This window comes from Photobacterium piscicola (assembly GCF_046058925.1).
GTDB lineage: Bacteria > Pseudomonadota > Gammaproteobacteria > Enterobacterales > Vibrionaceae > Photobacterium > Photobacterium piscicola.
This window is the reverse complement of the sequence record NZ_CP175534.1, coordinates 2134441-2154803: the sequence shown is the minus strand read 5'-3', so window position 1 is coordinate 2154803 and position 20363 is coordinate 2134441. Positions and strand designations below refer to the sequence as shown.

Annotated in this window: 22 protein-coding genes and 4 tRNA genes; 9 read left to right on the top strand and 17 right to left on the bottom strand. The window is 38.7% G+C overall.

Annotation, left to right across the window (positions count from 1 at the left end):
• The first annotated feature begins 72 nt into the window (after window positions 1-72).
• The gene (locus tag ACJZU6_RS10270) at window positions 73-1134 is read left to right on the top strand and encodes an FAD:protein FMN transferase (protein WP_408900212.1); all 1062 of its coding nucleotides are present in this window, start codon (window positions 73-75) and stop codon (window positions 1132-1134) included.
• An 83-nt stretch (window positions 1135-1217) separates the two neighbouring features.
• On the opposite strand, the gene ACJZU6_RS10265 is transcribed toward ACJZU6_RS10270, so the two are convergent.
• From ACJZU6_RS10265 to ACJZU6_RS10210, 12 genes are all read right to left on the bottom strand, one after another.
• Complete coding sequence (locus tag ACJZU6_RS10265) at window positions 1218-1562, bottom strand: hypothetical protein (RefSeq protein ID WP_327766003.1); 345 nt, start codon at window positions 1560-1562, stop codon at window positions 1218-1220.
• 143 nt (window positions 1563-1705) lie between these two features.
• Window positions 1706-1782 (bottom strand) — tRNA-Val (locus ACJZU6_RS10260).
• A gap of 44 nt (window positions 1783-1826) precedes the next feature.
• Window positions 1827-1903 (bottom strand) — tRNA-Val (locus ACJZU6_RS10255).
• Between the two features lie 44 nt (window positions 1904-1947).
• Window positions 1948-2024, bottom strand: a tRNA-Val gene (locus ACJZU6_RS10250).
• Window positions 2025-2069: 45 nt separating this feature from the next.
• Window positions 2070-2146, bottom strand: a tRNA-Val gene (locus ACJZU6_RS10245).
• Window positions 2147-2376: 230 nt separating this feature from the next.
• Complete coding sequence (locus ACJZU6_RS10240) at window positions 2377-2637, bottom strand: DUF5062 family protein (RefSeq protein ID WP_036795114.1); 261 nt, start codon at window positions 2635-2637, stop codon at window positions 2377-2379.
• A 93-nt stretch (window positions 2638-2730) separates the two neighbouring features.
• Window positions 2731-3789, bottom strand: a complete 1059-nt coding sequence (locus ACJZU6_RS10235) for a DUF3080 domain-containing protein (RefSeq protein ID WP_408900211.1) — start codon at window positions 3787-3789, stop codon at window positions 2731-2733.
• A 108-nt stretch (window positions 3790-3897) separates the two neighbouring features.
• Window positions 3898-5268, bottom strand: a complete 1371-nt coding sequence (locus ACJZU6_RS10230) for an MATE family efflux transporter (protein ID WP_394167447.1) — start codon at window positions 5266-5268, stop codon at window positions 3898-3900.
• 207 nt (window positions 5269-5475) lie between these two features.
• Window positions 5476-6630, bottom strand: coding sequence for a hypothetical protein (locus tag ACJZU6_RS10225; RefSeq protein ID WP_408900210.1), 1155 nt, complete (start codon window positions 6628-6630; stop codon window positions 5476-5478).
• Window positions 6627-7007 (bottom strand): GtrA family protein, encoded by a 381-nt coding sequence (locus ACJZU6_RS10220; RefSeq protein ID WP_080156601.1) that lies wholly within the window; start codon window positions 7005-7007, stop codon window positions 6627-6629. Before ACJZU6_RS10220 ends, ACJZU6_RS10225 begins: the two co-directional genes overlap by 4 nt.
• Before the next feature lie 27 nt (window positions 7008-7034).
• Window positions 7035-8033, bottom strand: coding sequence for a glycosyltransferase family 2 protein (locus ACJZU6_RS10215; protein ID WP_080156600.1), 999 nt, complete (start codon window positions 8031-8033; stop codon window positions 7035-7037).
• Entirely contained in the window at window positions 8030-8680 is a 651-nt protein-coding gene (locus tag ACJZU6_RS10210; protein ID WP_408900209.1) for a riboflavin synthase subunit alpha, read from the bottom strand. Before ACJZU6_RS10210 ends, ACJZU6_RS10215 begins: the two co-directional genes overlap by 4 nt.
• Window positions 8681-8907: 227 nt before the next feature.
• On the opposite strand from ACJZU6_RS10210, the gene ACJZU6_RS10205 reads away from it, so the two are divergent.
• Window positions 8908-9513 (top strand): riboflavin synthase subunit alpha, encoded by a 606-nt coding sequence (locus ACJZU6_RS10205; protein WP_408900208.1) that lies wholly within the window; start codon window positions 8908-8910, stop codon window positions 9511-9513.
• A gap of 5 nt (window positions 9514-9518) precedes the next feature.
• Here ACJZU6_RS10205 and ACJZU6_RS10200 read toward each other — a convergent pair whose 3' ends face one another.
• Both ACJZU6_RS10200 and ACJZU6_RS10195 read right to left on the bottom strand, forming a co-directional pair.
• On the bottom strand, window positions 9519-9722 hold the full coding sequence (locus ACJZU6_RS10200; RefSeq protein ID WP_408900207.1) for a CPXCG motif-containing cysteine-rich protein: 204 nt from the start codon (window positions 9720-9722) through the stop codon (window positions 9519-9521).
• Window positions 9723-9901: 179 nt separating this feature from the next.
• Window positions 9902-10771 carry a fructosamine kinase family protein gene (locus ACJZU6_RS10195; protein WP_080156596.1) on the bottom strand — a complete coding sequence of 290 codons (870 nt, stop codon included), beginning with the start codon at window positions 10769-10771 and terminating at the stop codon, window positions 9902-9904.
• A gap of 284 nt (window positions 10772-11055) precedes the next feature.
• Between ACJZU6_RS10195 and yqfB the strand changes: the two genes are divergently transcribed.
• From yqfB to rplT, 5 genes are all read left to right on the top strand, one after another.
• The gene (gene yqfB, locus ACJZU6_RS10190; RefSeq protein ID WP_327770750.1) at window positions 11056-11382 is read left to right on the top strand and encodes a N(4)-acetylcytidine aminohydrolase; all 327 of its coding nucleotides are present in this window, start codon (window positions 11056-11058) and stop codon (window positions 11380-11382) included.
• 200 nt (window positions 11383-11582) lie between these two features.
• The gene (gene thrS, locus ACJZU6_RS10185) at window positions 11583-13514 is read left to right on the top strand and encodes a threonine--tRNA ligase (protein WP_080156594.1); all 1932 of its coding nucleotides are present in this window, start codon (window positions 11583-11585) and stop codon (window positions 13512-13514) included.
• A 3-nt stretch (window positions 13515-13517) separates the two neighbouring features.
• Window positions 13518-14069: a translation initiation factor IF-3 gene (gene infC, locus ACJZU6_RS10180; protein WP_080156593.1), complete on the top strand. Its 552-nt coding sequence runs from the start codon at window positions 13518-13520 to the stop codon at window positions 14067-14069.
• 101 nt (window positions 14070-14170) lie between these two features.
• Window positions 14171-14365: a 50S ribosomal protein L35 gene (gene rpmI, locus ACJZU6_RS10175; RefSeq protein WP_005367387.1), complete on the top strand. Its 195-nt coding sequence runs from the start codon at window positions 14171-14173 to the stop codon at window positions 14363-14365.
• 46 nt (window positions 14366-14411) lie between these two features.
• Window positions 14412-14765: a 50S ribosomal protein L20 gene (gene rplT / locus ACJZU6_RS10170; RefSeq protein ID WP_036795101.1), complete on the top strand. Its 354-nt coding sequence runs from the start codon at window positions 14412-14414 to the stop codon at window positions 14763-14765.
• Window positions 14766-14874: 109 nt separating this feature from the next.
• Here the strand turns inward: rplT and ACJZU6_RS10165 are convergent, their stop codons facing one another.
• From ACJZU6_RS10165 to ACJZU6_RS10155, 3 genes are all read right to left on the bottom strand, one after another.
• Window positions 14875-15357, bottom strand: a complete 483-nt coding sequence (locus tag ACJZU6_RS10165) for a GNAT family N-acetyltransferase (protein WP_107276153.1) — start codon at window positions 15355-15357, stop codon at window positions 14875-14877.
• A 152-nt stretch (window positions 15358-15509) separates the two neighbouring features.
• Window positions 15510-15761: a phenylalanyl-tRNA synthetase subunit alpha gene (locus tag ACJZU6_RS10160; protein WP_080156591.1), complete on the bottom strand. Its 252-nt coding sequence runs from the start codon at window positions 15759-15761 to the stop codon at window positions 15510-15512.
• 179 nt (window positions 15762-15940) lie between these two features.
• Entirely contained in the window at window positions 15941-16213 is a 273-nt protein-coding gene (locus ACJZU6_RS10155; RefSeq protein ID WP_408900206.1) for a hypothetical protein, read from the bottom strand.
• A 294-nt stretch (window positions 16214-16507) separates the two neighbouring features.
• On the opposite strand from ACJZU6_RS10155, the gene pheS reads away from it, so the two are divergent.
• Both pheS and pheT read left to right on the top strand, forming a co-directional pair.
• Window positions 16508-17491, top strand: coding sequence for a phenylalanine--tRNA ligase subunit alpha (gene pheS / locus ACJZU6_RS10150; protein ID WP_080156589.1), 984 nt, complete (start codon window positions 16508-16510; stop codon window positions 17489-17491).
• A gap of 20 nt (window positions 17492-17511) precedes the next feature.
• Window positions 17512-19911: a phenylalanine--tRNA ligase subunit beta gene (gene pheT / locus ACJZU6_RS10145; protein ID WP_408900205.1), complete on the top strand. Its 2400-nt coding sequence runs from the start codon at window positions 17512-17514 to the stop codon at window positions 19909-19911.
• Window positions 19912-20363: the final 452 nt, after the last annotated feature.

The window sequence follows — 20363 nt, the reverse complement described above, 5'->3', positions numbered from 1 at the left end:
GTGTATCTTTCTGGTATTGCTTGGTTGCTATTGTTAGACTGCGGGCATTGTTTAGATAGGTAAGGCCTTTTTATGTTCACCCGTTCGCCACAGTTATTATTAAAGCGAAGCTATATTGCTGCGTTGTCGTTATCAGCTATTGTTGTATTGTCTGGCTGTAGCCAAGCGCCAAAGTTACAAAAGATCTCTGGTTTTGCTGAAGGTACTACTTACCATGTGACATATTGGTCAAAACAGGATGTACCCGTTGCAAAAGTAACAGAGCAATTTAATAAAAAGTTGGCAGCGATTGATAAAGAATATTCTACCTATCGGAATGACTCGTATATTTCTGAGTTTAACCACAGTACATCGACTCAATGGCAACCCGCGTCTAAAGATTTCATATATATGTTGTCGTTAGCCAAAAAATTAAATAAAGATAGCCATGGATGTTATGACCCAACAATTCAGCCATTATATAAATTATGGGGCTTTCAAGGGGATACTTTGCATGTTCCTACACCACAACAAATAGCGTCGATTAAAAAAGACATTGGGATTGATAAGATTGAAATAGATCCTGTGCATTTACGGATTAGAAAAACCATTCCTCAAGTACAAGTGGACTTATCCTCAATGGGCGAAGGCTATGCCATTAGTCAGCTAAGCAAAATTTTAGAAGCCGATGGTGTTAATAATTATTTGGTTGAGTTTGGCGGCGATATGAAAATTAAAGGTCGCAAACTGGAAGGGCAAAAGTGGCGAGTTGCGATTGAACAGCCGATAGCATTAAAAGACGGTATTCGTCCTTATACTATTGTTAATATTAATGCTGACGATGGTGTTTCATTAAATACATCGGGCACCTATCACCATAACTTTAAGGATGGTGAAAAAGATTATTCTCATATTTTAGATACTCGTACAGGTGCACCTGTAACGCATAATTTGGTATCAGCATCAGTATTTGGTCATGATCCTGTTGTTGGGGATGCGTGGGCAACCTCCATGTTATGTTTGGGGCCTGTAGAAGGGAAAGTTGTTGCCAATGAGCAGGACTTACCGGTGTATTTTATTCAAAGTGAAGGTAAAACATTTAAGAGCTCTGAAAGTGAGTCTCTTAAAAACTATCAGCGCATTACGTTAAGTTAAGCATATTTTAAATGAATATGAGATAGTGATAAGCCACTCAAATGAGTGGCTTTTTTATTTTATACAGATACCGACATTTTGCATTAGTGCTTGAATGTCGTCTTGTCATTGTCACTAGTGGCATTGATATCGCCAGCAGGATTAAGTAGGTGTGGTACGATTTTAGGCAAGTTCAATTCAATATCATTATCTGTGACTGGGTTAATTGCAGTGTTATACCAACCAAGTAAGCCTAAAACAGCATAACCAATAGCATCATCACTATCACGATGTTCAAGAATGATTTGTAGAAAACGTAAGATAGCTTTGTCGTTTGATTTAGCTTGAACTAACGTTTCATTAAAAACAGCCGTTGCTTCAGCCAATAAACCTTCAAATTCAGTATCAATAGATACTTTAAACGAGCCACCATCAACAGTAATTTTCATTGTTATATCGTCAATTATTATAATTGATATAAATATTACCTAATTACCAATCAGTTGTCGCCATACTGCGGTATTGATTAACATTGTTATGATCCAGATACAAAAAAGCCTACTAAAAAGTAGGCTTGGTTGTATCTAAAAGATGGTGCTCGCTACTGGACTCGAACCAGTGACACCTTGCATGTCATGCAAGTACTCTAACCAACTGAGCTAAGCGAGCAAATTATACAGCTATAAATCGCAATTAAGCCATTTATTTTAAGATGGTGCTCGCTACTGGACTCGAACCAGTGACACCTTGCATGTCATGCAAGTACTCTAACCAACTGAGCTAAGCGAGCAAATTGTACTGCTATAAACCGCGATTAAGCCATTTATTTTAAAATGGTGCTCGCTACTGGACTCGAACCAGTGACACCTTGCATGTCATGCAAGTACTCTAACCAACTGAGCTAAGCGAGCAAATTGTACTGCTATAAACCGCTGTTAAGCCATTTATTTTAAAATTGGTGCTCGCTACTGGACTCGAACCAGTGACACCTTGCATGTCATGCAAGTACTCTAACCAACTGAGCTAAGCGAGCAAATTCAGCTTCATTACTATTAAATCGTAATCAGCGAATGACAAGCATAGTAGCGAGTCACTTTCCTCTAGGCAAGTGTTTAAATAGACTTTTTTAGTAAATTCAGTGCGTTTGCTTGCACAATAGCCAGTTTGGTCAAATTTGGTGATGCTTAAATAGACGAATGTGATATTGCGCATGTTATTTGTGAGAAACGCCACCAGTATTTGCTGGTGGCTATGTGAAAAGAGTTATTGAAGCAGTTCGTGATTTTCCGGTAATAGACGAATAATCCACAATACCAATTTATGCTTCATATTGACGCCATCTTCTTTATCAACGGCTAATGGCGTAATTTGTTTACATTGCACTAATAGACGATAAATACATTCCACGCGGTCGGTCGAACCAACACCGCGATCTAAATCATTAAATCCTTGTTTTTTTGCAAAGGCGAAACCCAGTTCTAAGGCTTTTTTTAATAGTTTTGCTTCATTTTTGTGCTTTTTCATTTTTATCTCCCTGACCTCTACAATGTAGTGTAGTTTACCTATTCTCTAAATGAACGCATAGTAGCAAAAATGATAATTGAGGTTAGTAGCAACTTATTGATGTCCAACCTTAAATTGGCAGCGTTTAAAGAATCGTTGCCAATAGCGAACATGATTATGTGTTACTTGTTGAAATTGGTGGAGCAGTTCTCCTTGAAAATAATAGCGTGCATATATTGCCATTGCTTTTGGTGGGTTGATTTGTTGTTGAACTAGCATGGTGTAAATATTATTCAAATGTGGGCGTAATTGCTGGTATTGAGAATGTAATTTACTGATATATGGTTGAATATCATTGATATAATATTTATAGAAAACATTACGTAAATATTGCGCTTGTTGTTGATTGATATTTTTCCCACACATAACAGTTTGATCATGAGTAATAAGTTGACTTGTAATGGTGTTCATTACTGTTGTAATACGAGCAATAGAATAAAACAGCTGGCCAATATATTGGGTATTATGAATTTGTTGTTGATGGTGGAGTAGTTGATCAATATTGTTTGTTGTGAGTGAATGGTTAGTTGTCTGACTCGATAACATTGTTGTAGTTAATGTATCTAAATACTCAAATGCCGCTAAATTTTCGATATAGCCACCAAATTGTTGAGGCGATAGTAATTGATGCCCTAGAGTAAATTGTTGCTGCCATTCTTGACCTGTAAACACCATGTTCCATATGGCTTGTGGTAATTGCTGTTGTTTTTGATGATAAATATCTTCAAGTTGAAGCTGCAATGGATCTGTATTATTGAGAACATTTAGGCAATGTTCGATTTGTTTTAAAAACAATAACTCGTAATGTAGTCGACGTGTTTTATCCTGCACTTTTCCTAATACTGAATTACGCTCCGCAATTAATTGAAATAAACCACATTGGCGTAATTCATAAGCATTTAATAGCCCAATAGTTATATCTGCAATAGGTTGTTTTAGGGCATGAGTTCGAGGATAGCGGGGTATATCTAAGGACGGAATAGTGTCAGGCTCAACGCCTAATATATTAGTAAGACGTTGTTGGTAGGTGTCGAGTAAGGCATCGGTTGTGTTTTCTTTACAACCTATGACGAAAAAAAAACAAATAATGGCGGGTAACAATAAAATTTTCATCACACTCTACAATGACTAATCATTATTTAAGCATATGCTGCCTTTGTTAATTTAGATAAAAAAAAGCGATCCTAAGATCGCTTTTTTTAATAAGATACAATGTATGAGCTAGCGTAATGACATCTCAATTTGTTTTTGAGTATCAAGTTTATGAACCCAACGCATACGCATGCCTAACATTACCGCCGCTGATGTTAAGCCGATAATAAAGCCAATCCAAAAACCTTCAGGCCCCATTGGTTTAACGATCCAATCTGTCATACCTAGAATATAGCCAATCGGTAATCCGAGCAGCCAATAAGCGATAAAGGTGCAGAAGAAGATGGCACGCATGTCTTTATAACCACGTAAGGCACCAGCCGCCACAACCTGTACTGCGTCACTACATTGGTATATTGCCGCGAGTAGCAATAACTGGCCAGCAAACATAATAACTTCAGGGTTGTCTGTGTACAGTAATGCAATTTGTTCACGGAAAATAACCGTCAAAATTGCAGTACAAAAAGCAAGAGATGTACCAACAATTAATCCACAATGGCTGGCAATTTTAGCGCCAACAATATCTTCCTGTCCCATCTTATGGCCAACACGAATACTGACGGCTGCCGCTAAACTCATTGGTAACATATAGACTAAGGATGAAAAATTCATTGCAATCTGGTGTGATGCAACTTTCATTGGTCCTAGAGGTGATATCAATAATGCAATGACTGCAAATAAAGAGACTTCAAAAAATAATGAGGCAGCAACAGGAAAACCTAACTTAAACAAACGGCTAATAGCAGCAAATTTAGGCGGATAGATCGTACCAAAGACATTAAGGCTATTAAGTCGTTTATTAATTAATACGAATGCGAGCATGGCAAAGAACATAAACCAGTACACGATAGCCGTTGCGATACCACAACCGACACCACCCATCGCTGGCATGCCAAATTTACCGTAAACAAAAATCCAGTTGAGAGGAATATTGAGTAATAATCCTAAAAAGCCAATCACCATACCTGGAATAGTAAACGACAAGCCCTCAGAGAAGCTTTTCAGTGTTTGGAAAAAGAGAAAAGCAGGTACTGCAAATAATACCGCATGTAAGTAACCCACTGTCTTTTCTGCCAGTACGGGTTCTACATTCATGTAGTGGATTAATATGCCCGCATTGTAAAGAATCAACATGGTTGGAATTGAGATTAGCACCGCTAAAATAAAGGCAGTTTGAATTTCAAAAGGTATTTTTTCTTTTTTTCCTGATCCACTAAGTTGAGCAACGATAGGAACAATAGCCATCAGTAAGCCAACGCCAAATAGAATTGAGGGTAACCAAATGCTTGCTGCAACTGCAACCGCTGCCATATCTGTTGCACTTACGCCACCCGCCATTACAGTATCAACAAAACCCATTGATGTTTGAGCAACTGAGGCAATTAAAACGGGTATAGCAAGTTTGAGTAGTTGCGTTGTTTCTTTTCTGTAGTTTTGCACTCAGCAAGGCTCCAAAAATGAGGAAATAAGAGGGGAATAATCAATAGCTGTTAGTCACTATATAATGCATCCTAAATGGGGCTGGATTATATAAACAAAACCTACAAAGCCAAACATTATTTATCATTTAATGCACATAAAAATAAACAGCCTCGAACATTAAAGATCGAAGCTGTTACGTTACTTGTTAATTGGTAAAGAAATGTGTTAAACGGTAAAGAAATGATGCCCAAAGAACCCCATTGCAATAAAGGTACTTGCAGCACTAAAAATACATAACATGGGTGTTTTTATACTTGGGTAACGTTCAATTAATAAAGCTAATCCAAGGAAAGTTGGATAAAGCCCAAAAGCATAACGTGGCATTGCGTTAAGGCTTGAAGACAGTGGTAATATTAAACAAATAAACATAAATAATGCTTCGGCATAATATTTACGAACAATTAAGTAAATATTAAGCACAAAAGCCAGCAGTGCCATAATGGTAAGGTATAATTTAGGCCCGCCTGTTTCAAAACCAAATATTATCCAATGGAATGGATTAGTTAGCTGACGCCCCCACGCTATTTGAATATGTCCAAATGCTAGAGCATCCCCAACATGAAAATACATATAAGTCATAAAGCTAAAAAAGCCAATCGGGATCACCCAAATAGCGGCTAATACTTTTAGTGCGGGTGTTTTAAAGCGTAAGAAACTTTGAATACCGTAGTGTTGAATCGCAATAATTAATACAGGAAAAACTAAAAATACGCCCAAGTTACGCGTAACAGCGGCTAGCATGCCTAAAATAGCGACCCAAAACCATTGTTGGCGATAGCTAAATAAGAACACTCCGGCTACTAATGCAATAAACAATGGTTCTGTATAACCTGCAGAGGAATATACAGTGTAAGGCGAGAAACAAACAATCCATACCATTGCTGAGCGTGTTACTGCACTGATTTTTAGTTGTTTTAGTACCATTAACACCATTGGAATACTAAATAAAAACGCAAGGTTAGACGCAAATGCTAACCCAAAGCGATAATTATTAATGGGATCTTCAAAGGTGGTTAAGTGCGAGAATACCCACCCGAGCAAGGGCTGTAATGGCATAAATGCCCAATTGGCGGCATTTTTTTGACCTAACCATTGTGGAACAAGATCATAACCATTATCAATAATGCGGTAAAACCATACACAGTCAAAACGACATATGGTTTGTAATAATGGTTGTTCTGCATAATGTCCTGTCATGAACATATTTACGCCCCAAAGACCAAGAGCGTAGATCACAACACGACTAACGATGACAGCAAAGATCAGATTTAACCAGTCTTTACGAGTAAGACGGATATCTGTAAGTGATAGGGGATTCATTTAAAGACCCAGAATTTCGATAAAATAAAAGTAATAATTGGTACACATAAGGTTGAAATAGTGACGGCAATCCAACCTTTTATATGGGCTGTTTGTAACAGTGTCACCAAAATAATGTTATTGATTAAAAAACCAAATAAAGACACCGCTAAAAATTTAAAGAAAGAGCCTTTTTGAGCAAAGGTAAAATGCCGATGACCAAAATAGGACACTAAAAAAGCGATACTAAACCCGAAGATATTAGCGATATATTCAGATGGATGTGCTATTTGGAAAAAGTATAACCGTACCACTGACAAATGTACGGCAGTGGCTAATAATCCAACAATGGCAAAACGATTAAGCTGCCAAAAATGTTTTAGAAATGATTCATTCATAATGGTTGCTAGACTTGTTCAACGAGGTTAAAGGGATGGTTTAGATTTTGACGGTGCAGTTTTTTTTCTATAGTTACCGTACACATCTTCAACTAAATAAATTGGGCGATGCTTAAGTTCAGTATAGATACGACTGACATATCCACCGATAACCCCTAATGAGATTAATTGGATTCCACCTAAAAATAGCACCACAGAGATAGTAGAAGCATAACCTGGAGTATGAACACCAAAACATAACGCGCTAATAACGATATACATTAAAAAGATGAAAGATAAAAAGGAGATACCAAAACCAACAAAGCCCCAGACACGTAACGGCCATGCGGTAAAACTGGTAATGCCATCCATGGCAAAATTCCATAATTTCCAATAATTAAATTTTGTATCACCAACAAGACGTTCAGGGCGTTGGAAATTAACGCCTGTAGCGCGTAAAGATGACCATGCAAGTAAGCCTTTCATAAAACGATTACGTTCTGGCAATTGTTTAACAGTTTCAATTACACAGCGATTAATCAGTCTAAAGTCACCCGCATTTTCAGGTAGTGTTGTTTCAGCCGATAAGAAGTTGAAGAAACGGTAGAAGCCGCCAGCAGTTAATCGCTTGGTATAAGTGTCTTGTGAGCGATCAACCCGTACACCATAGACAGTGTCATAGTCACCAGTAAGCCATAATTCGACAAACTCAAGGATCACTTCAGGTGGATCTTGTAAATCAACATCCATAATAACGGCAGCATCACCTTGAACATAATCTAAGCCCGCCGTCATGGCTGCTTCTTTACCAAAGTTACGGGCAAAATTAATTAATGAGATACTTGAATCTTGTTCTATCATTTTATCAATAACATGCTGAGTATTGTCTTTACTGCCGTCATTAATAAACACAATATCTATGTGTGATCGAATACTACTTAGCTTGTCATTAATAGCATGTAAGAAGGGTTCGATAGCCACTTCTTCATTGTAAACTGGCACAATAAGCGATAAACGATAATCAAGCGGGTTTGGTTTCTGATTCATTTTAAGTTCCCAATGTTTTGATTAATAGAGCCAGTGTTATGTGGCAGCGATAATGTGTTGGTATCAATTGGTGTTAAGTTAATTGATGTTACTTGTAATGGTATTGGGACAGTTAATATCAAAGATTGTAATTGTTGTGGCGAAGATAAAAATTGCTGCTTTGGTAATTGCGCTGTTAAGGTTTTGCCTTGATCTTGCGGTAACAATGAACCTTGATAATGGTTAAAAGTGAATGCTATCGGTTTTAACTGCAACGGTGCTTTTGCTAAGGTAAATGTAATCGTAACATTAGCCGTAGGCGCTGTGGGTAATGTGAAATATAAGCCGCCTTGTTGAGTAAGCTCACGCATATTATTATTGGCATCAATGTTCCAACCTGCACGAGATAAATTAGGAATATTACTTGTTGTTTCTAATGTCGTCGGTAAGGCTAATGCTAAATTTGGTTGCTTTGGTTGCCAATATAATGTCTGATTTTTTATATAATAAGCCTTATAAGCAAGGCTGACATTGGGTGTTATTGCTTTATAAAGTACCCAAATATAATACCCAGATAACACCACTAACAACCCGATAAGCAGTATTCGTAAAATAGGTTGTGGTTGTTGTAAAGACGGTGAAACTGTAGATGAGGCGTTAGCGGTCATAGTGTACCTTTAATACGTATTATTTACTGGTGCGGTATTATTGTCATACAAGTAATACGCTTATCGTATTGTAGAGTGTCACTTTAATGTAAAAAAATAGAAAATGACAAAAATAGCGACGAAATTGTTGCATAATTAAACGCATGAAAACTCTAAGATGGAATATCTTTGGGTGATCCAAGATCTTAATAATAGGTCAATTAAGTTAATTAGACATAAGGATGGATATGTTTACTGGAATTATACAAGGCATTGCGCCGGTAGTGAAAATTCATAAAAAAATGAATTTCCAGACCCATGTTATTCGGTTACCAGAAAATTTAATGCAAGGATTAACCTTAGGTGCATCTGTTGCACACAATGGTTGTTGTTTGACTGTTACTCATATTGAACAACAATTAGTCTCGTTTGATTTAATGCAAGAAACTTTAAATGTGACTAATTTAGGTCTGCTCACGGAAGGGGATTATGTCAATATTGAACGTGCCGCAAAGTTTGGTGATGAAATTGGTGGTCATGCGATGTCTGGTCATATTTCGGCAACAGCCACAGTCAGTCGCGTAAATATCTCTGAAAATAATCATCAAGTATGGTTTTCTGCCCCAACGCAATTAATGAAATACATATTTGCTAAAGGGTATATTGGTATTGATGGTATCAGTTTAACGATAGGTGAAGTTGAAAATAATTGCTTTAATGTCAATCTTATCCCTGAAACATTACACCGAACAAATATTAAAAATCGTACTGTAAATGATGTGATTAATATTGAAATTGATCCGCAGACACAAGCAATTGTGGATACGGTTGAACGTGTAATGGCAACAAAATAAGTATTTTAAAATATTTGTTCATCATCAGCATCAACAAACAGATTAATCGTCTTATGCAGTTCATCAACTTCCATTGTTAAGTGAATAGGATTACAGCAAATAGGACAATCATCATAAAAATTTTGACTACCATCACTGGCATCAAGAGGAATACTGATTGTATGGCCACAGTGGGGACAGTTAACGTTTTGTGTTGAGTATTTGTTCATAACAGATCCTTATTATAAGTAATCAGAGATCGTGTTGGATTAATGGTGTTGTTTATTATTATAGAACCTTGTGGTGAATTAGCTTCGCGGCGAGTTATTCAGGTTGTGAATTGCTTCGGTATGGTACACCAACACTGAGTGGCAACAGTGCTGGTGTGCTATCAATTAAATCACCGTGGCTATTCGTCCCATAACATAAGGTTGGCAATAATATGTTGCGCTTGCCCCATATATTCTCCTCCGAACAGATTACAGTGGTTAAGAATATGATAAAGATTATAAAGATCTTTACGATCTTGATACCCTTCGTCTAATGGATAAACAGATTGATAGCCTTCATAGAAACTAGCAGGAAAACCGCCAAATAACTCTGTCATTGCAACATCACATTCACGATCTCCCCAGTAAGTCGCAGGATCAAAGATGATCGGGCCAGAGACGGTTAATGCCGTATTGCCATGCCATAGGTCACCGTGGAGTAATGATGGTTTTGGCTGATGATTACTTAGACGTTGAGCGACATTGGCTGTTATTGTGTCAATATCACCAAAGTGGAGGCCTTTTTCTTCACATAGTTGTAATTGCCATTCAATACGTTGTTCTGCAAAAAATTTATCCCAGCGACGACGCCATTTATTAGGCTGGGGTGTTAAACCAATATAGTTATCAAAATCAAATCCAAATTCAACTTGCTCACCCCATAAGTGCAATTGAGCCAGTTGTTGGCCGAGTTTATAACCCGCGTCGTCATCAATGGTTTTGGTTGGAAGGTAATTTAGAATAAGAAAGGATTTGTCTCGGCATGTACCGAGGTGAAAATATTGTGGCACTTGAACACAATTAGCTTCGTTGAGGATACGTAAACTTTCGGCTTCTGTTTTAAAGACAGCAAGTTGTTCTTTATCATTGAGTTTAACAAAAAAACGTTGCTCGTCATCACCAATACAATAGCATTGGTTAACATCGCCGCCTTGAATAGCCTCACGTTCATTAATTTTGAACGGTCGACCAAGTACTTCTGACAACTGGTGAGAAATAGCCTGCCACATAGCATCCTCCACGCGTTAAATTGGACTAGATAAAACTTGTCTATCAACATCTTAGTCCATTTTATTTAGATATATCTGTGAAGTCGATGCTATTTTAATGAATTAACAATTTAATAAAGGATAGGTTGATGAAATTAAAGGATATATTATTTTTAATATTAAAGGTTTAGTATTGTTGCTGTTAATTTAATGTTTATTTTCTTTCGCTTTGCTATTGCTCGTTTACTTTTGAACATAAGCGGTTACTCTATGCCGAAATTTATTAGGTAATAAAGGACACCATAATGAGCTCGACTATAATCCCGACGGAAATGACATTTTTCTCACGTTTTGAAAGTGACATCTTGTCAGGAAAAAAAACAATCACTATTCGTGATGAAGCGGAAAGCTATTATGTTCCAGGTACGACGGTTGATGTATCGACATATGAAGAGGGGCGTTGGTTTTGCCGCTTAAATATTTTAACCGTTGAGCCAATCGCATTTAATGATCTTAATGATTTTCATGCACAACAAGAAAATATGACGTTACCTGAGTTAAAAGCAGTGATTAATGATATTTATCCTGGTATCGAAAAGTTATATGTTGTGAATTACGCCTTAGTAAAATAGAAAATATAAAAAAGTAGGGTGATCCTTTGCAATATCTTGTTACCGTTTGTATAGTGTCCCCCTGTTTTTACCTTAGCATGTAGCTCTGTATTGCGGCATCAAAGTAAAAACATTTTTATTAATAGAAAGCTTCTCTTAAAAGCTTTATTAACTCAACATGTGCTACTTGGTGTGTGGCACCACTGTTTAAGGATATTTAAATGCCAGTTATTACTCTTCCAGACGGTAGTCAACGTCAATTCGATGACGCTGTATCAACTATGGACGTTGCACTTTCAATCGGTCCTGGTCTTGCGAAAGCAACCATTGCAGGGCGTGTTGATGGTGTTCGTGTTGACGCATGTGATCTTATTGAAAACGATGCGAGCCTAGAAATCATTACAGTAAAAGATGATGTTGATGGTCTTGAAATCGTTCGTCACTCATGTGCACACTTGCTAGGCCATGCAATTAAACAATTGTACCCTGAAGCAAAAATGGCGATCGGTCCGACGATTGACAATGGTTTTTACTACGATATCGATCTAGAGCAATCTTTAACACAAGAAGATCTTGATGTTATTGAAAAGCGTATGCTTGAATTAGCAAAAACTAAATATCAAGTAGTGAAGAAAAACGTAAGCTGGCAAGAAGCGCGTGATGCGTTTGATGCACGTGGCGAAACGTACAAGATTGAAATCCTAGATGAAAACGTTGCTCGTGACGATCGTCCAGGTCTTTACCATCATGAAGAATACATTGACATGTGTCGTGGTCCACACGTACCACACATGGGTTTCTGTCAAAACTTCAAACTATTAAGTGTTGCTGGTGCTTACTGGCGTGGTAATAGCGACAATAAGATGCTTCAACGTATCTACGGTACTGCATTCCACGATAAGAAAGCCCTGAAAGCGCACCTAACGCGTTTGGAAGAAGCGGCAAAGCGTGATCACCGTAAGATTGGTAAGCAACTTGATCTGTTCCACATGCAGCAAGAAGCACCAGGTATGGTATTCTGGCACCATAACGGTTGGACTATCTTCCGTGAGCTAGAAGTATTTGTTCGTGAAAAATTGAACGAATATGATTACCAAGAAGTAAAAGGTCCATTAATGATGGACCGTGTGCTTTGGGAGCGTTCTGGTCACTGGGATAAGTATGCAGAGGCAATGTTCACTACAAGTTCAGAGAACCGTGAATACGCAATTAAGCCAATGAACTGTCCTGGTCACGTACAGATCTTTAACCAAGGCCTTAAGTCATACCGTGATTTACCGTTACGTATGGCTGAGTTTGGTTCTTGTCACCGTAATGAGCCTTCTGGTTCACTTCACGGTATTATGCGTGTTCGTGGTTTCACCCAAGATGATGCGCATATTTTTTGTACAGAAGCACAAGTACAACAAGAAGTTACATCTTGCATCGAAATGGTGTATGATACTTACAAGACATTTGGTTTTGATAACATTGTTGTTAAATTATCGACTCGCCCAGAAAAGCGTGTAGGTTCTGATGCAATGTGGGACAAAGCTGAAGCCGATTTAGTTACCGCGCTTGAATCAATGGATATTCCATTTGAAATTCAAGAAGGTGAGGGTGCATTCTACGGTCCTAAGATCGAGTTTACACTTCACGATTGCCTTGATCGCGCATGGCAGTGTGGTACTGTTCAGCTTGACTTCGCATTACCTGAGCGTTTAGGCGCTACATATGTAGGTGAAGACAACGAACGCCATACACCGGTTATGATTCACCGTGCAATTCTTGGTTCATTAGAGCGCTTCATCGGTATTCTTATCGAAGATTACGCAGGCTTCTTCCCAACATGGTTGGCGCCTCAACAAGCTGTAGTGATGAATATTACTGACTCTCAAGCAGAATATGTGCAAGAAATTGTAGAAAAATTGAAAAAAAGTGGAATTAGAGTCAATGCGGACTTGAGAAATGAGAAGATTGGCTTTAAAATCCGCGAACATACTTTGAAGCGAGTGCCTTTTATGCTCGTTTGTGGTGACAAAGAAGTCGAAGCAGGCGTAGTAGCAGTTCGTACTCGCAAGGGTAAAGATCTGGGTAAATTTAAGATTGATGAATTAATTGCATTTATGCAAGAAGAAATCAGCAATCGTAAGCTCAATGTTGTGGAGGAATAAGGTATTAAAGGCGGAAAAAGAACCCAAGCACCAGTTAAGCAAAACGCGCATCGTCTGAATGAAGAAATTCGTGGCGTACGTGAAGTTCGTCTAACTGGCCTTGACGGCGAATCAGTCGGTGTTGTTTCTATTGAAGAAGCAATGAATGTTGCTCTTGATGCTGGTGTGGATCTAGTTGAAATTAGCCCTAATGCCGAGCCACCAGTCTGTCGTGTGATGGACTATGGTAAGTACTTGTTCGAGAAGAGCAAGGCTGCTAAAGAGCAAAAGAAGAATCAGAAACAAATCCAGATCAAGGAAGTTAAATTCCGACCTGGTACAGACGAAGGCGATTATCAGGTAAAACTACGCAACCTGAGTCGCTTTTTAGAAGAGGGCAACAAGGGCAAAGTCACACTACGTTTCCGTGGTCGTGAAATGGCCCACCAAGGCATTGGTATTGAGCTTCTTAATCGTATTAAGGCAGAACTTGAAGAGATTGCGGTCTGTGAAAGTTTCCCTAATCGTGTAGAAGGTCGTCAAATGACCATGATGCTTGCCCCAAAGAAGAAGTAATAACGGCATTCAAGTAGCTAAAAAGCGCTGCTTTAAGTAGCGCTTTTTGTTCGCCCTATTACTATGATTATTAACTATCAACAATGCGGAGTTATCATCTCATGCCAAAGATGAAAACAAATCGTGGCGCTGCTAAGCGCTTCAAAAAAACAGCTGGTGGCTTTAAGTTTAAGCACGCTACTAAGCGTCACATCCTGACTAAACGTACTACTAAGAACAAACGTCAGCTTCGTCCAAATGCAATCCTTCCTAAGTGTGAAGTGGCTGCAGTTGCTCGTATGCTTCCGTTCGCTTAATCGTTTTTAGTTTTATATTTTTTTTAATTTTAGTTAGGAGTCTCCTATGCCTCGCGTAAAACGTGGTGTACAAGCGCGTGCACGTCACAAGAAAGTTCTTAAACAAGCTAAAGGTTACTACGGTGCACGTTCACGTGTTTACCGCGTAGCTTTCCAAGCTGTTACTAAAGCTGGTCAATATGCTTACCGTGACCGTCGTCAGAAGAAACGTACTTTCCGTCAACTTTGGATTGCTCGTATCAACGCTGCTGCACGTCAAAATGGTATGTCTTACAGCCGTCTAATCAACGGTCTTAAGAAAGCGTCTATCGAAATCGATCGTAAGATCCTTTCTGATATCGCTGTATTTGACAAAGCTACTTTCACTGTTCTTGTGGAAAAGGCAAAAGCTGCACTGTAATTTATCAGTCTAGTTTTATGTTAAAAGGAGAGCCTCGGCTCTCCTTTTTTCGTATATGATGTTATTTTTTCTTCTTCTTCTCTATTCGCTAAACAAATATTTCTTTTTTCTAGAGCTGTTTTAACATCCAGACGTCACAACCGCCATGTTGAGTGCCTGTTAATGGCATATCAAGGTGAGTAAAGCCTAGAGCTTCATATAAGCGTATTGCAGATTGCATGCTCGATAGTGTATCGAGATAACATTCTGTAAAGCCTTTTGTTTGTGCGTATGTTAAACATTGAAGGGAAAGTTTTTTGCCTAATCCAAGTTTGCGCCCATCGGGTAACAGAAACAGTTTTTTTAATTCACATGTTGTTTTACTGTTATTGAAAGGAGCAATACCGCAGCCACCGACAAGTTTGCCATCAACCAAAGCCACTAAATATAAACTACTGACACCATCATGATAAAAGTGGCTCATATTTAACACTTCAGCATCTGATGGACCAAACCCTTCACCTACCGCTCCAAACTCAGCGCCGACTTGCTTAATTATTTTGCAGAGTTCCACATCAAAATCTGCGTTGATAGCGATCACATCAATATCCATGACTGGTGGTTCCTGTTATTACTAATGGGGCTGGTGTTTTATAACCATATTGAAACTCATATTTTGCGTATGCAGAAATACAAGACATAAAAAAGCCAGTCATTTATATAGCAGAATGACTGGCTTTTAAAATAGAATCGAGTGGTTAGCGGTTATGCTCGCGCATAACGTTGATTACGCTTTTTGTTTGCTGTTGCTAGCGTTTTCAGTAAGAACGCTAGGAAAGTAACAAATAACGTATTGAAACCCATAAAGAACACAAGATTAATAAAATTAAAGCCGTCTTCTGGCGCAATCGGCATTGCTGATGCTAAGCCATAATTACCAAGCAGTAATAGGGCAGTACAAAGAATCGCTGCGATAGTTGAGATTTTAGATAGAGCGGCAAGATCTTGAGTATTCATTATGAAGTCCTAACATTGATTTTGATCATAACTTACACTGAAAAGAGTAATTTTAAAACAAAATTGATAAAAAATATCTGAAATGTAGGTGAGTTGGGTCGCATAACAAACCATATTTTTATATTTAATAATAACGTAGTTTGTTATGGCTTAGAAAAGGGAGTATTGAATGCGGATGTTTATTGGTGTTGAGCTAAATAAACTTTCATTTGTTGTTTTGAATGTTTAAGGCCAACTAACAAATAAGCAAGAAAACCAACAAACATGAAATTAAACCCTACATAGTAGATTATATGAATGAAATCGATGTGTGTTTGATTACTTAGGTTATCTTTCATTTCAATTGGCATACTTGAGAACATGCCATAATTACCGAGGATCACCAGCCCAAAGCAGAGTAAGGATGCAAAAGTGCTCATTTTAATTAAGGCTGAAAAAGATTGGGTGTTCATGCTAATTATTCCAAATTAAATATAGCTGAAATTTACTTTTTTTGGCTTGTTTTAGAAAGAGAGAAAAATGGAATATAGGTGTGCGAAATCTGTTTTATAGTCAATCCAAATTATTTTCAGTGTGCTTAAAAAGTACAATTTCATATTTTAATGGGCAAAGACGTTTTTTTTTCGTCCAAACTTACTGTTTTATTACGATTCAATTTGGATTTAGACGCTGCTTTCTTTAGTATGTATCGTTATGCGATTTTATATCTCCCTTAAGGACGCCACCTGTGGGTGGATGAGGATACGATGCAACATCTAGACGAGATTATTGCCAACGCAACGGCAGCTATTGAGCAGGCTGATTCATCAGTCGCTCTGGACGAAGTTCGAGTTCAATTCTTAGGCAAGAAGGGTCATTTAACTCTTCAACTACAAGCCCTAGGTAAATTACCACCAGAAGAGCGTCGCACTGCTGGTCAAGAAATTAATAAAGCGAAACAAGTAGTACAAACATTACTTGTTGAGCGTAAAGATGGTCTACAGCGTGCAGAGCTTGAAGCAAAGCTTGCCGCTGAGACTGTTGATGTTTCTTTACCTGGTCGCCGTATTGAAAATGGTGGTCTTCACCCTGTGACTCGTACCATTGAACGCATTGAAAGTTTCTTTGGTGAGCTTGGCTTTACAACTGAAGCGGGTCCTGAAATTGAAGATGCTTTCCACAACTTCGATGCACTAAACATTGCAGAAGATCACCCTGCACGTACTGACCACGATACGTTCTTCTTTAACCCAGATCTAATGCTACGTACGCATACTTCTGGTGTTCAGATCCGTACGATGGAAGCGGGTAAACCACCATTCCGTTTCATCGCACCAGGTCGTGTTTACCGTAATGACTACGATCAAACTCACACACCAATGTTCCACCAAGTGGAAGGTATGTTAGTTGATGAGAACGTAAACTTTGCACAACTTAAAGGTATTCTTCACGATTTCCTTTGCAATTTCTTTGAAGAAGAAGTTGAAGTGCGTTTCCGTCCTTCATTCTTCCCATTTACTGAGCCTTCAGCTGAAGTTGATGTAAAAGGTAAGAACGGTAAATGGTTAGAAGTACTCGGCTGTGGCATGGTACACCCTAATGTTTTACGTTCAGTTAACATCGATCCTGAGAAGTATTCAGGCTTTGCATTTGGTATGGGCGTTGAGCGTCTAACTATGCTTCGTTACGGTGTTAACGATTTACGTGCGTTCTTTGAGAACGATTTACGTTTCCTTAAACAGTTCAAGTAAGCACTAGGGGCTAGAAAACTATGAAATTCTCTGAATCTTGGCTACGCGAGTGGGTTAGTCCTGCAGTAAACAGCGAAGAACTAGCTCACCAAATCACAATGGCTGGTTTGGAAGTTGATGGTATTGAAGCAGTTGCTGGTGAATTCACTGGCGTTAAAGTAGGTCAGGTTGTTGAGTGTGCTCCACACCCAGACGCTGACAAACTACGCGTAACAAAAGTTGATATTGGCGCTGAAGAGTTGCTAGATATCGTTTGTGGCGCATCTAACTGTCGTCAAGGTATCAAGGTTGCAGTTGCAACTGTTGGTGCTGTTCTGCCTGGTGATTTCAAAATCAAGAAGGCAAAACTACGTGGTCAACCTTCTCACGGTATGCTTTGTTCTTTCACAGAACTTGGTATTGATATTGAATCAGATGGCATCATGGAATTAGCAGCAGACGCTGTTCTTGGTACTGATTTCCGTGAGTTCCTAGGTCTTGACGATGTTACTATCGATGTAGACCTAACGGCTAACCGTGCTGACTGTCTAAGCATTGCTGGTCTTGCTCGTGAAGTTGGCGTATTGAACCGCGCTGAAGTGACTGAGCCTCAGTTTGATATTATCGCACCAACAGCGGCTGATACGATTTCAATCGAAGTTAAAGCACCTGTTGCATGTCCACGTTACCTTGGCCGTATTGTTCGTAATGTTAATGCGCAAGCTGAAACACCATTATGGATGCAAGAAAAACTACGTCGCTGTGGTACTCGCTCAATTGATGCAATCGTAGATATCACTAACTACGTATTGCTTGAAATGGGTCAGCCAATGCACGCTTTCGATCTTGCTAAGATTGATGGTGGTATTGTGGTTCGTATGGCAGAGCAGGGCGAAAAGCTGACTCTTCTTGACGGCAACGAAGCGGAATTAAACGACAATACACTAGTGATTGCTGATAACAAGCAAGCACTAGCGATTGCGGGTATTTTCGGTGGTCAATTCTCTGGCGTTAATGCTGAGACTAAAGACGTACTACTTGAGTGTGCATTCTTTGCACCTGATGCGATCCGTGGTCGTGCTCGTAGCTACGGTCTACATACTGATTCTTCTCACCGCTTTGAGCGTGGTGTTGATGCAACACTACAAATGAAAGCAATGGAGCGCGCAACTGCACTTCTTGTTGAAATTTGTGGTGGTGAAGTAGCACCAATCGTTGAAGCTGAATCAGAAGCTGATTTACCTAAAGCTGCAACAATTGAACTACGTCGTTCTAAATTAGATCGTCTATTAGGCCATTCAATTGCTTCTGAAGAAGTAGTAGAGATCCTAACGCGTCTTGGCTGTGATGTTGAAACAACAGATGCTGGCTGGAAAGCAACGGCACCTGCATGGCGTTTTGACATGGCAATTGAAGAAGATTTAGTGGAAGAAGTGGGTCGTATTTTCGGCTACAACAATATCCCTAATCAATCGCCTGTTGCTGCACTTAGCATGAACTTACATAAAGAAGCGAATTTACCGCTTAAACGTGTACGTGATTTGCTTGTTGGCCGTGGTTTCCAAGAAGCTATTACTTACAGCTTTGTAGAGCCTGAGCAACAAAAACTTATCGTGCCTGAAATTGAACCATTGATTCTGCCATTCCCAATTTCTGCGGATATGTCAGCAATGCGTTTGAGCTTATGGACTGGCCTACTAAATACAGTAGTATTCAACCAAAAGCGTCAACAGCCACGTGTACGTTTATTTGAAGCTGGTTTACGTTTTGTACCTGAGCAAAATGCTGAAAACGGTATGCGTCAAGATATGATGCTTGCAGGTGTTATTGCTGGTACACGTAGTGATGAGCATTGGGACATTGAAACTAACACTGTTGATTTCTTTGATCTTAAAGGTGATTTAGAAGCCGTTCTTGAGCTAACAGCAAAAGATAGCTATAGCTTTAAAGCCGCTAAACACCCAGCACTTCACCCTGGCCAAACAGCAGCAATTGTTGTTGATGCCGGTCTTGAAACTGAGCGTGAAGTTGGCTTTATTGGTACTGTTCATCCTGAGCTTGAGCGTAAGTTTGGTCTTAATGGCCGTACTATTGCGTTTGAAGTTGAGTGGGATGCTATTAATAAGCGTGACTTACCAGAAGCAGTAGCACTGTCTAAGTTCCCTGCTAACCGTCGTGATATTGCTGTTGTTGTTAATAATGATGTAGCTGCAAATGATATTATTGCAGCATGTCGTGATAACGGTGGCGAGTTATTAAGAGCAGTTAATCTGTTTGACGTTTACACTGGCAAAGGTGTTGATGACGGTCAGAAGAGTCTTGCAATTGCGTTAACGTTGCAATCAACTGAACGTACATTAGAAGAAGCTGATATTGCAGCAGCAGTAGAAAGTATTGTTAATGCATTGGCTGAAAAATTTGATGCATTACTTCGTGATTAAAAAAACATCATAATTAAATTTAAGTCTTTGTTTTCGAAAAGCAGCCTTTAGGGGCTGCTTTTTTTTGATCTAGATCTAAAAAATAATAACAGTTTGATAAATAGTTATATTTTCTATTTTAGCGTTATGAATTAGAGTTTTTAACTATATATTTTTAGTTTTTTAGTGATTTAGCACTGTTGAGTATAAAAACAAGATCAACTAGATGCATTGTTATAGTAAAATTTAGCAACTAAAATGGCGTTATTTGACATGAAGTTAACGTAAAAAAGTTGGCGAAAATCAGCGAGTTGGCTTAGACTGAGTCTAGTTAATAGTGAGAGGGATAATATAGTCCCGTAGTTTTGAATGTTTAAAATTACATCTCTAATTAACATATACCTTATTCACAGTGGCATACTTTTTATATTGTAGGTATGGACACTATCTATTCAACATAGTCTTGAGGGAGT

Coding starts and splice junctions, on each gene's coding strand:
- rplT (WP_036795101.1), top strand. CDS start 14,412: ATGCCTCGCGTAAAACGTGGTGTACAAGCGCGTGCACGTCACAAGAAA.
- ACJZU6_RS10240 (WP_036795114.1), bottom strand. CDS start 2,637: ATGAAAAAGCACAAAAATGAAGCAAAACTATTAAAAAAAGCCTTAGAA.
- ACJZU6_RS10225 (WP_408900210.1), bottom strand. CDS start 6,630: ATGAATCCCCTATCACTTACAGATATCCGTCTTACTCGTAAAGACTGG.
- ACJZU6_RS10265 (WP_327766003.1), bottom strand. CDS start 1,562: ATGAAAATTACTGTTGATGGTGGCTCGTTTAAAGTATCTATTGATACT.
- pheS (WP_080156589.1), top strand. CDS start 16,508: ATGCAACATCTAGACGAGATTATTGCCAACGCAACGGCAGCTATTGAG.
- ACJZU6_RS10160 (WP_080156591.1), bottom strand. CDS start 15,761: ATGAATACTCAAGATCTTGCCGCTCTATCTAAAATCTCAACTATCGCA.
- ACJZU6_RS10270 (WP_408900212.1), top strand. CDS start 73: ATGTTCACCCGTTCGCCACAGTTATTATTAAAGCGAAGCTATATTGCT.
- ACJZU6_RS10195 (WP_080156596.1), bottom strand. CDS start 10,771: ATGTGGCAGGCTATTTCTCACCAGTTGTCAGAAGTACTTGGTCGACCG.
- thrS (WP_080156594.1), top strand. CDS start 11,583: ATGCCAGTTATTACTCTTCCAGACGGTAGTCAACGTCAATTCGATGAC.
- pheT (WP_408900205.1), top strand. CDS start 17,512: ATGAAATTCTCTGAATCTTGGCTACGCGAGTGGGTTAGTCCTGCAGTA.
- ACJZU6_RS10210 (WP_408900209.1), bottom strand. CDS start 8,680: ATGACCGCTAACGCCTCATCTACAGTTTCACCGTCTTTACAACAACCA.
- ACJZU6_RS10165 (WP_107276153.1), bottom strand. CDS start 15,357: ATGGATATTGATGTGATCGCTATCAACGCAGATTTTGATGTGGAACTC.
- yqfB (WP_327770750.1), top strand. CDS start 11,056: ATGAGCTCGACTATAATCCCGACGGAAATGACATTTTTCTCACGTTTT.
- ACJZU6_RS10205 (WP_408900208.1), top strand. CDS start 8,908: ATGTTTACTGGAATTATACAAGGCATTGCGCCGGTAGTGAAAATTCAT.
- ACJZU6_RS10220 (WP_080156601.1), bottom strand. CDS start 7,007: ATGAATGAATCATTTCTAAAACATTTTTGGCAGCTTAATCGTTTTGCC.
- ACJZU6_RS10155 (WP_408900206.1), bottom strand. CDS start 16,213: ATGAACACCCAATCTTTTTCAGCCTTAATTAAAATGAGCACTTTTGCA.
- ACJZU6_RS10200 (WP_408900207.1), bottom strand. CDS start 9,722: ATGAACAAATACTCAACACAAAACGTTAACTGTCCCCACTGTGGCCAT.
- ACJZU6_RS10235 (WP_408900211.1), bottom strand. CDS start 3,789: ATGAAAATTTTATTGTTACCCGCCATTATTTGTTTTTTTTTCGTCATA.
- rpmI (WP_005367387.1), top strand. CDS start 14,171: ATGCCAAAGATGAAAACAAATCGTGGCGCTGCTAAGCGCTTCAAAAAA.
- ACJZU6_RS10215 (WP_080156600.1), bottom strand. CDS start 8,033: ATGAATCAGAAACCAAACCCGCTTGATTATCGTTTATCGCTTATTGTG.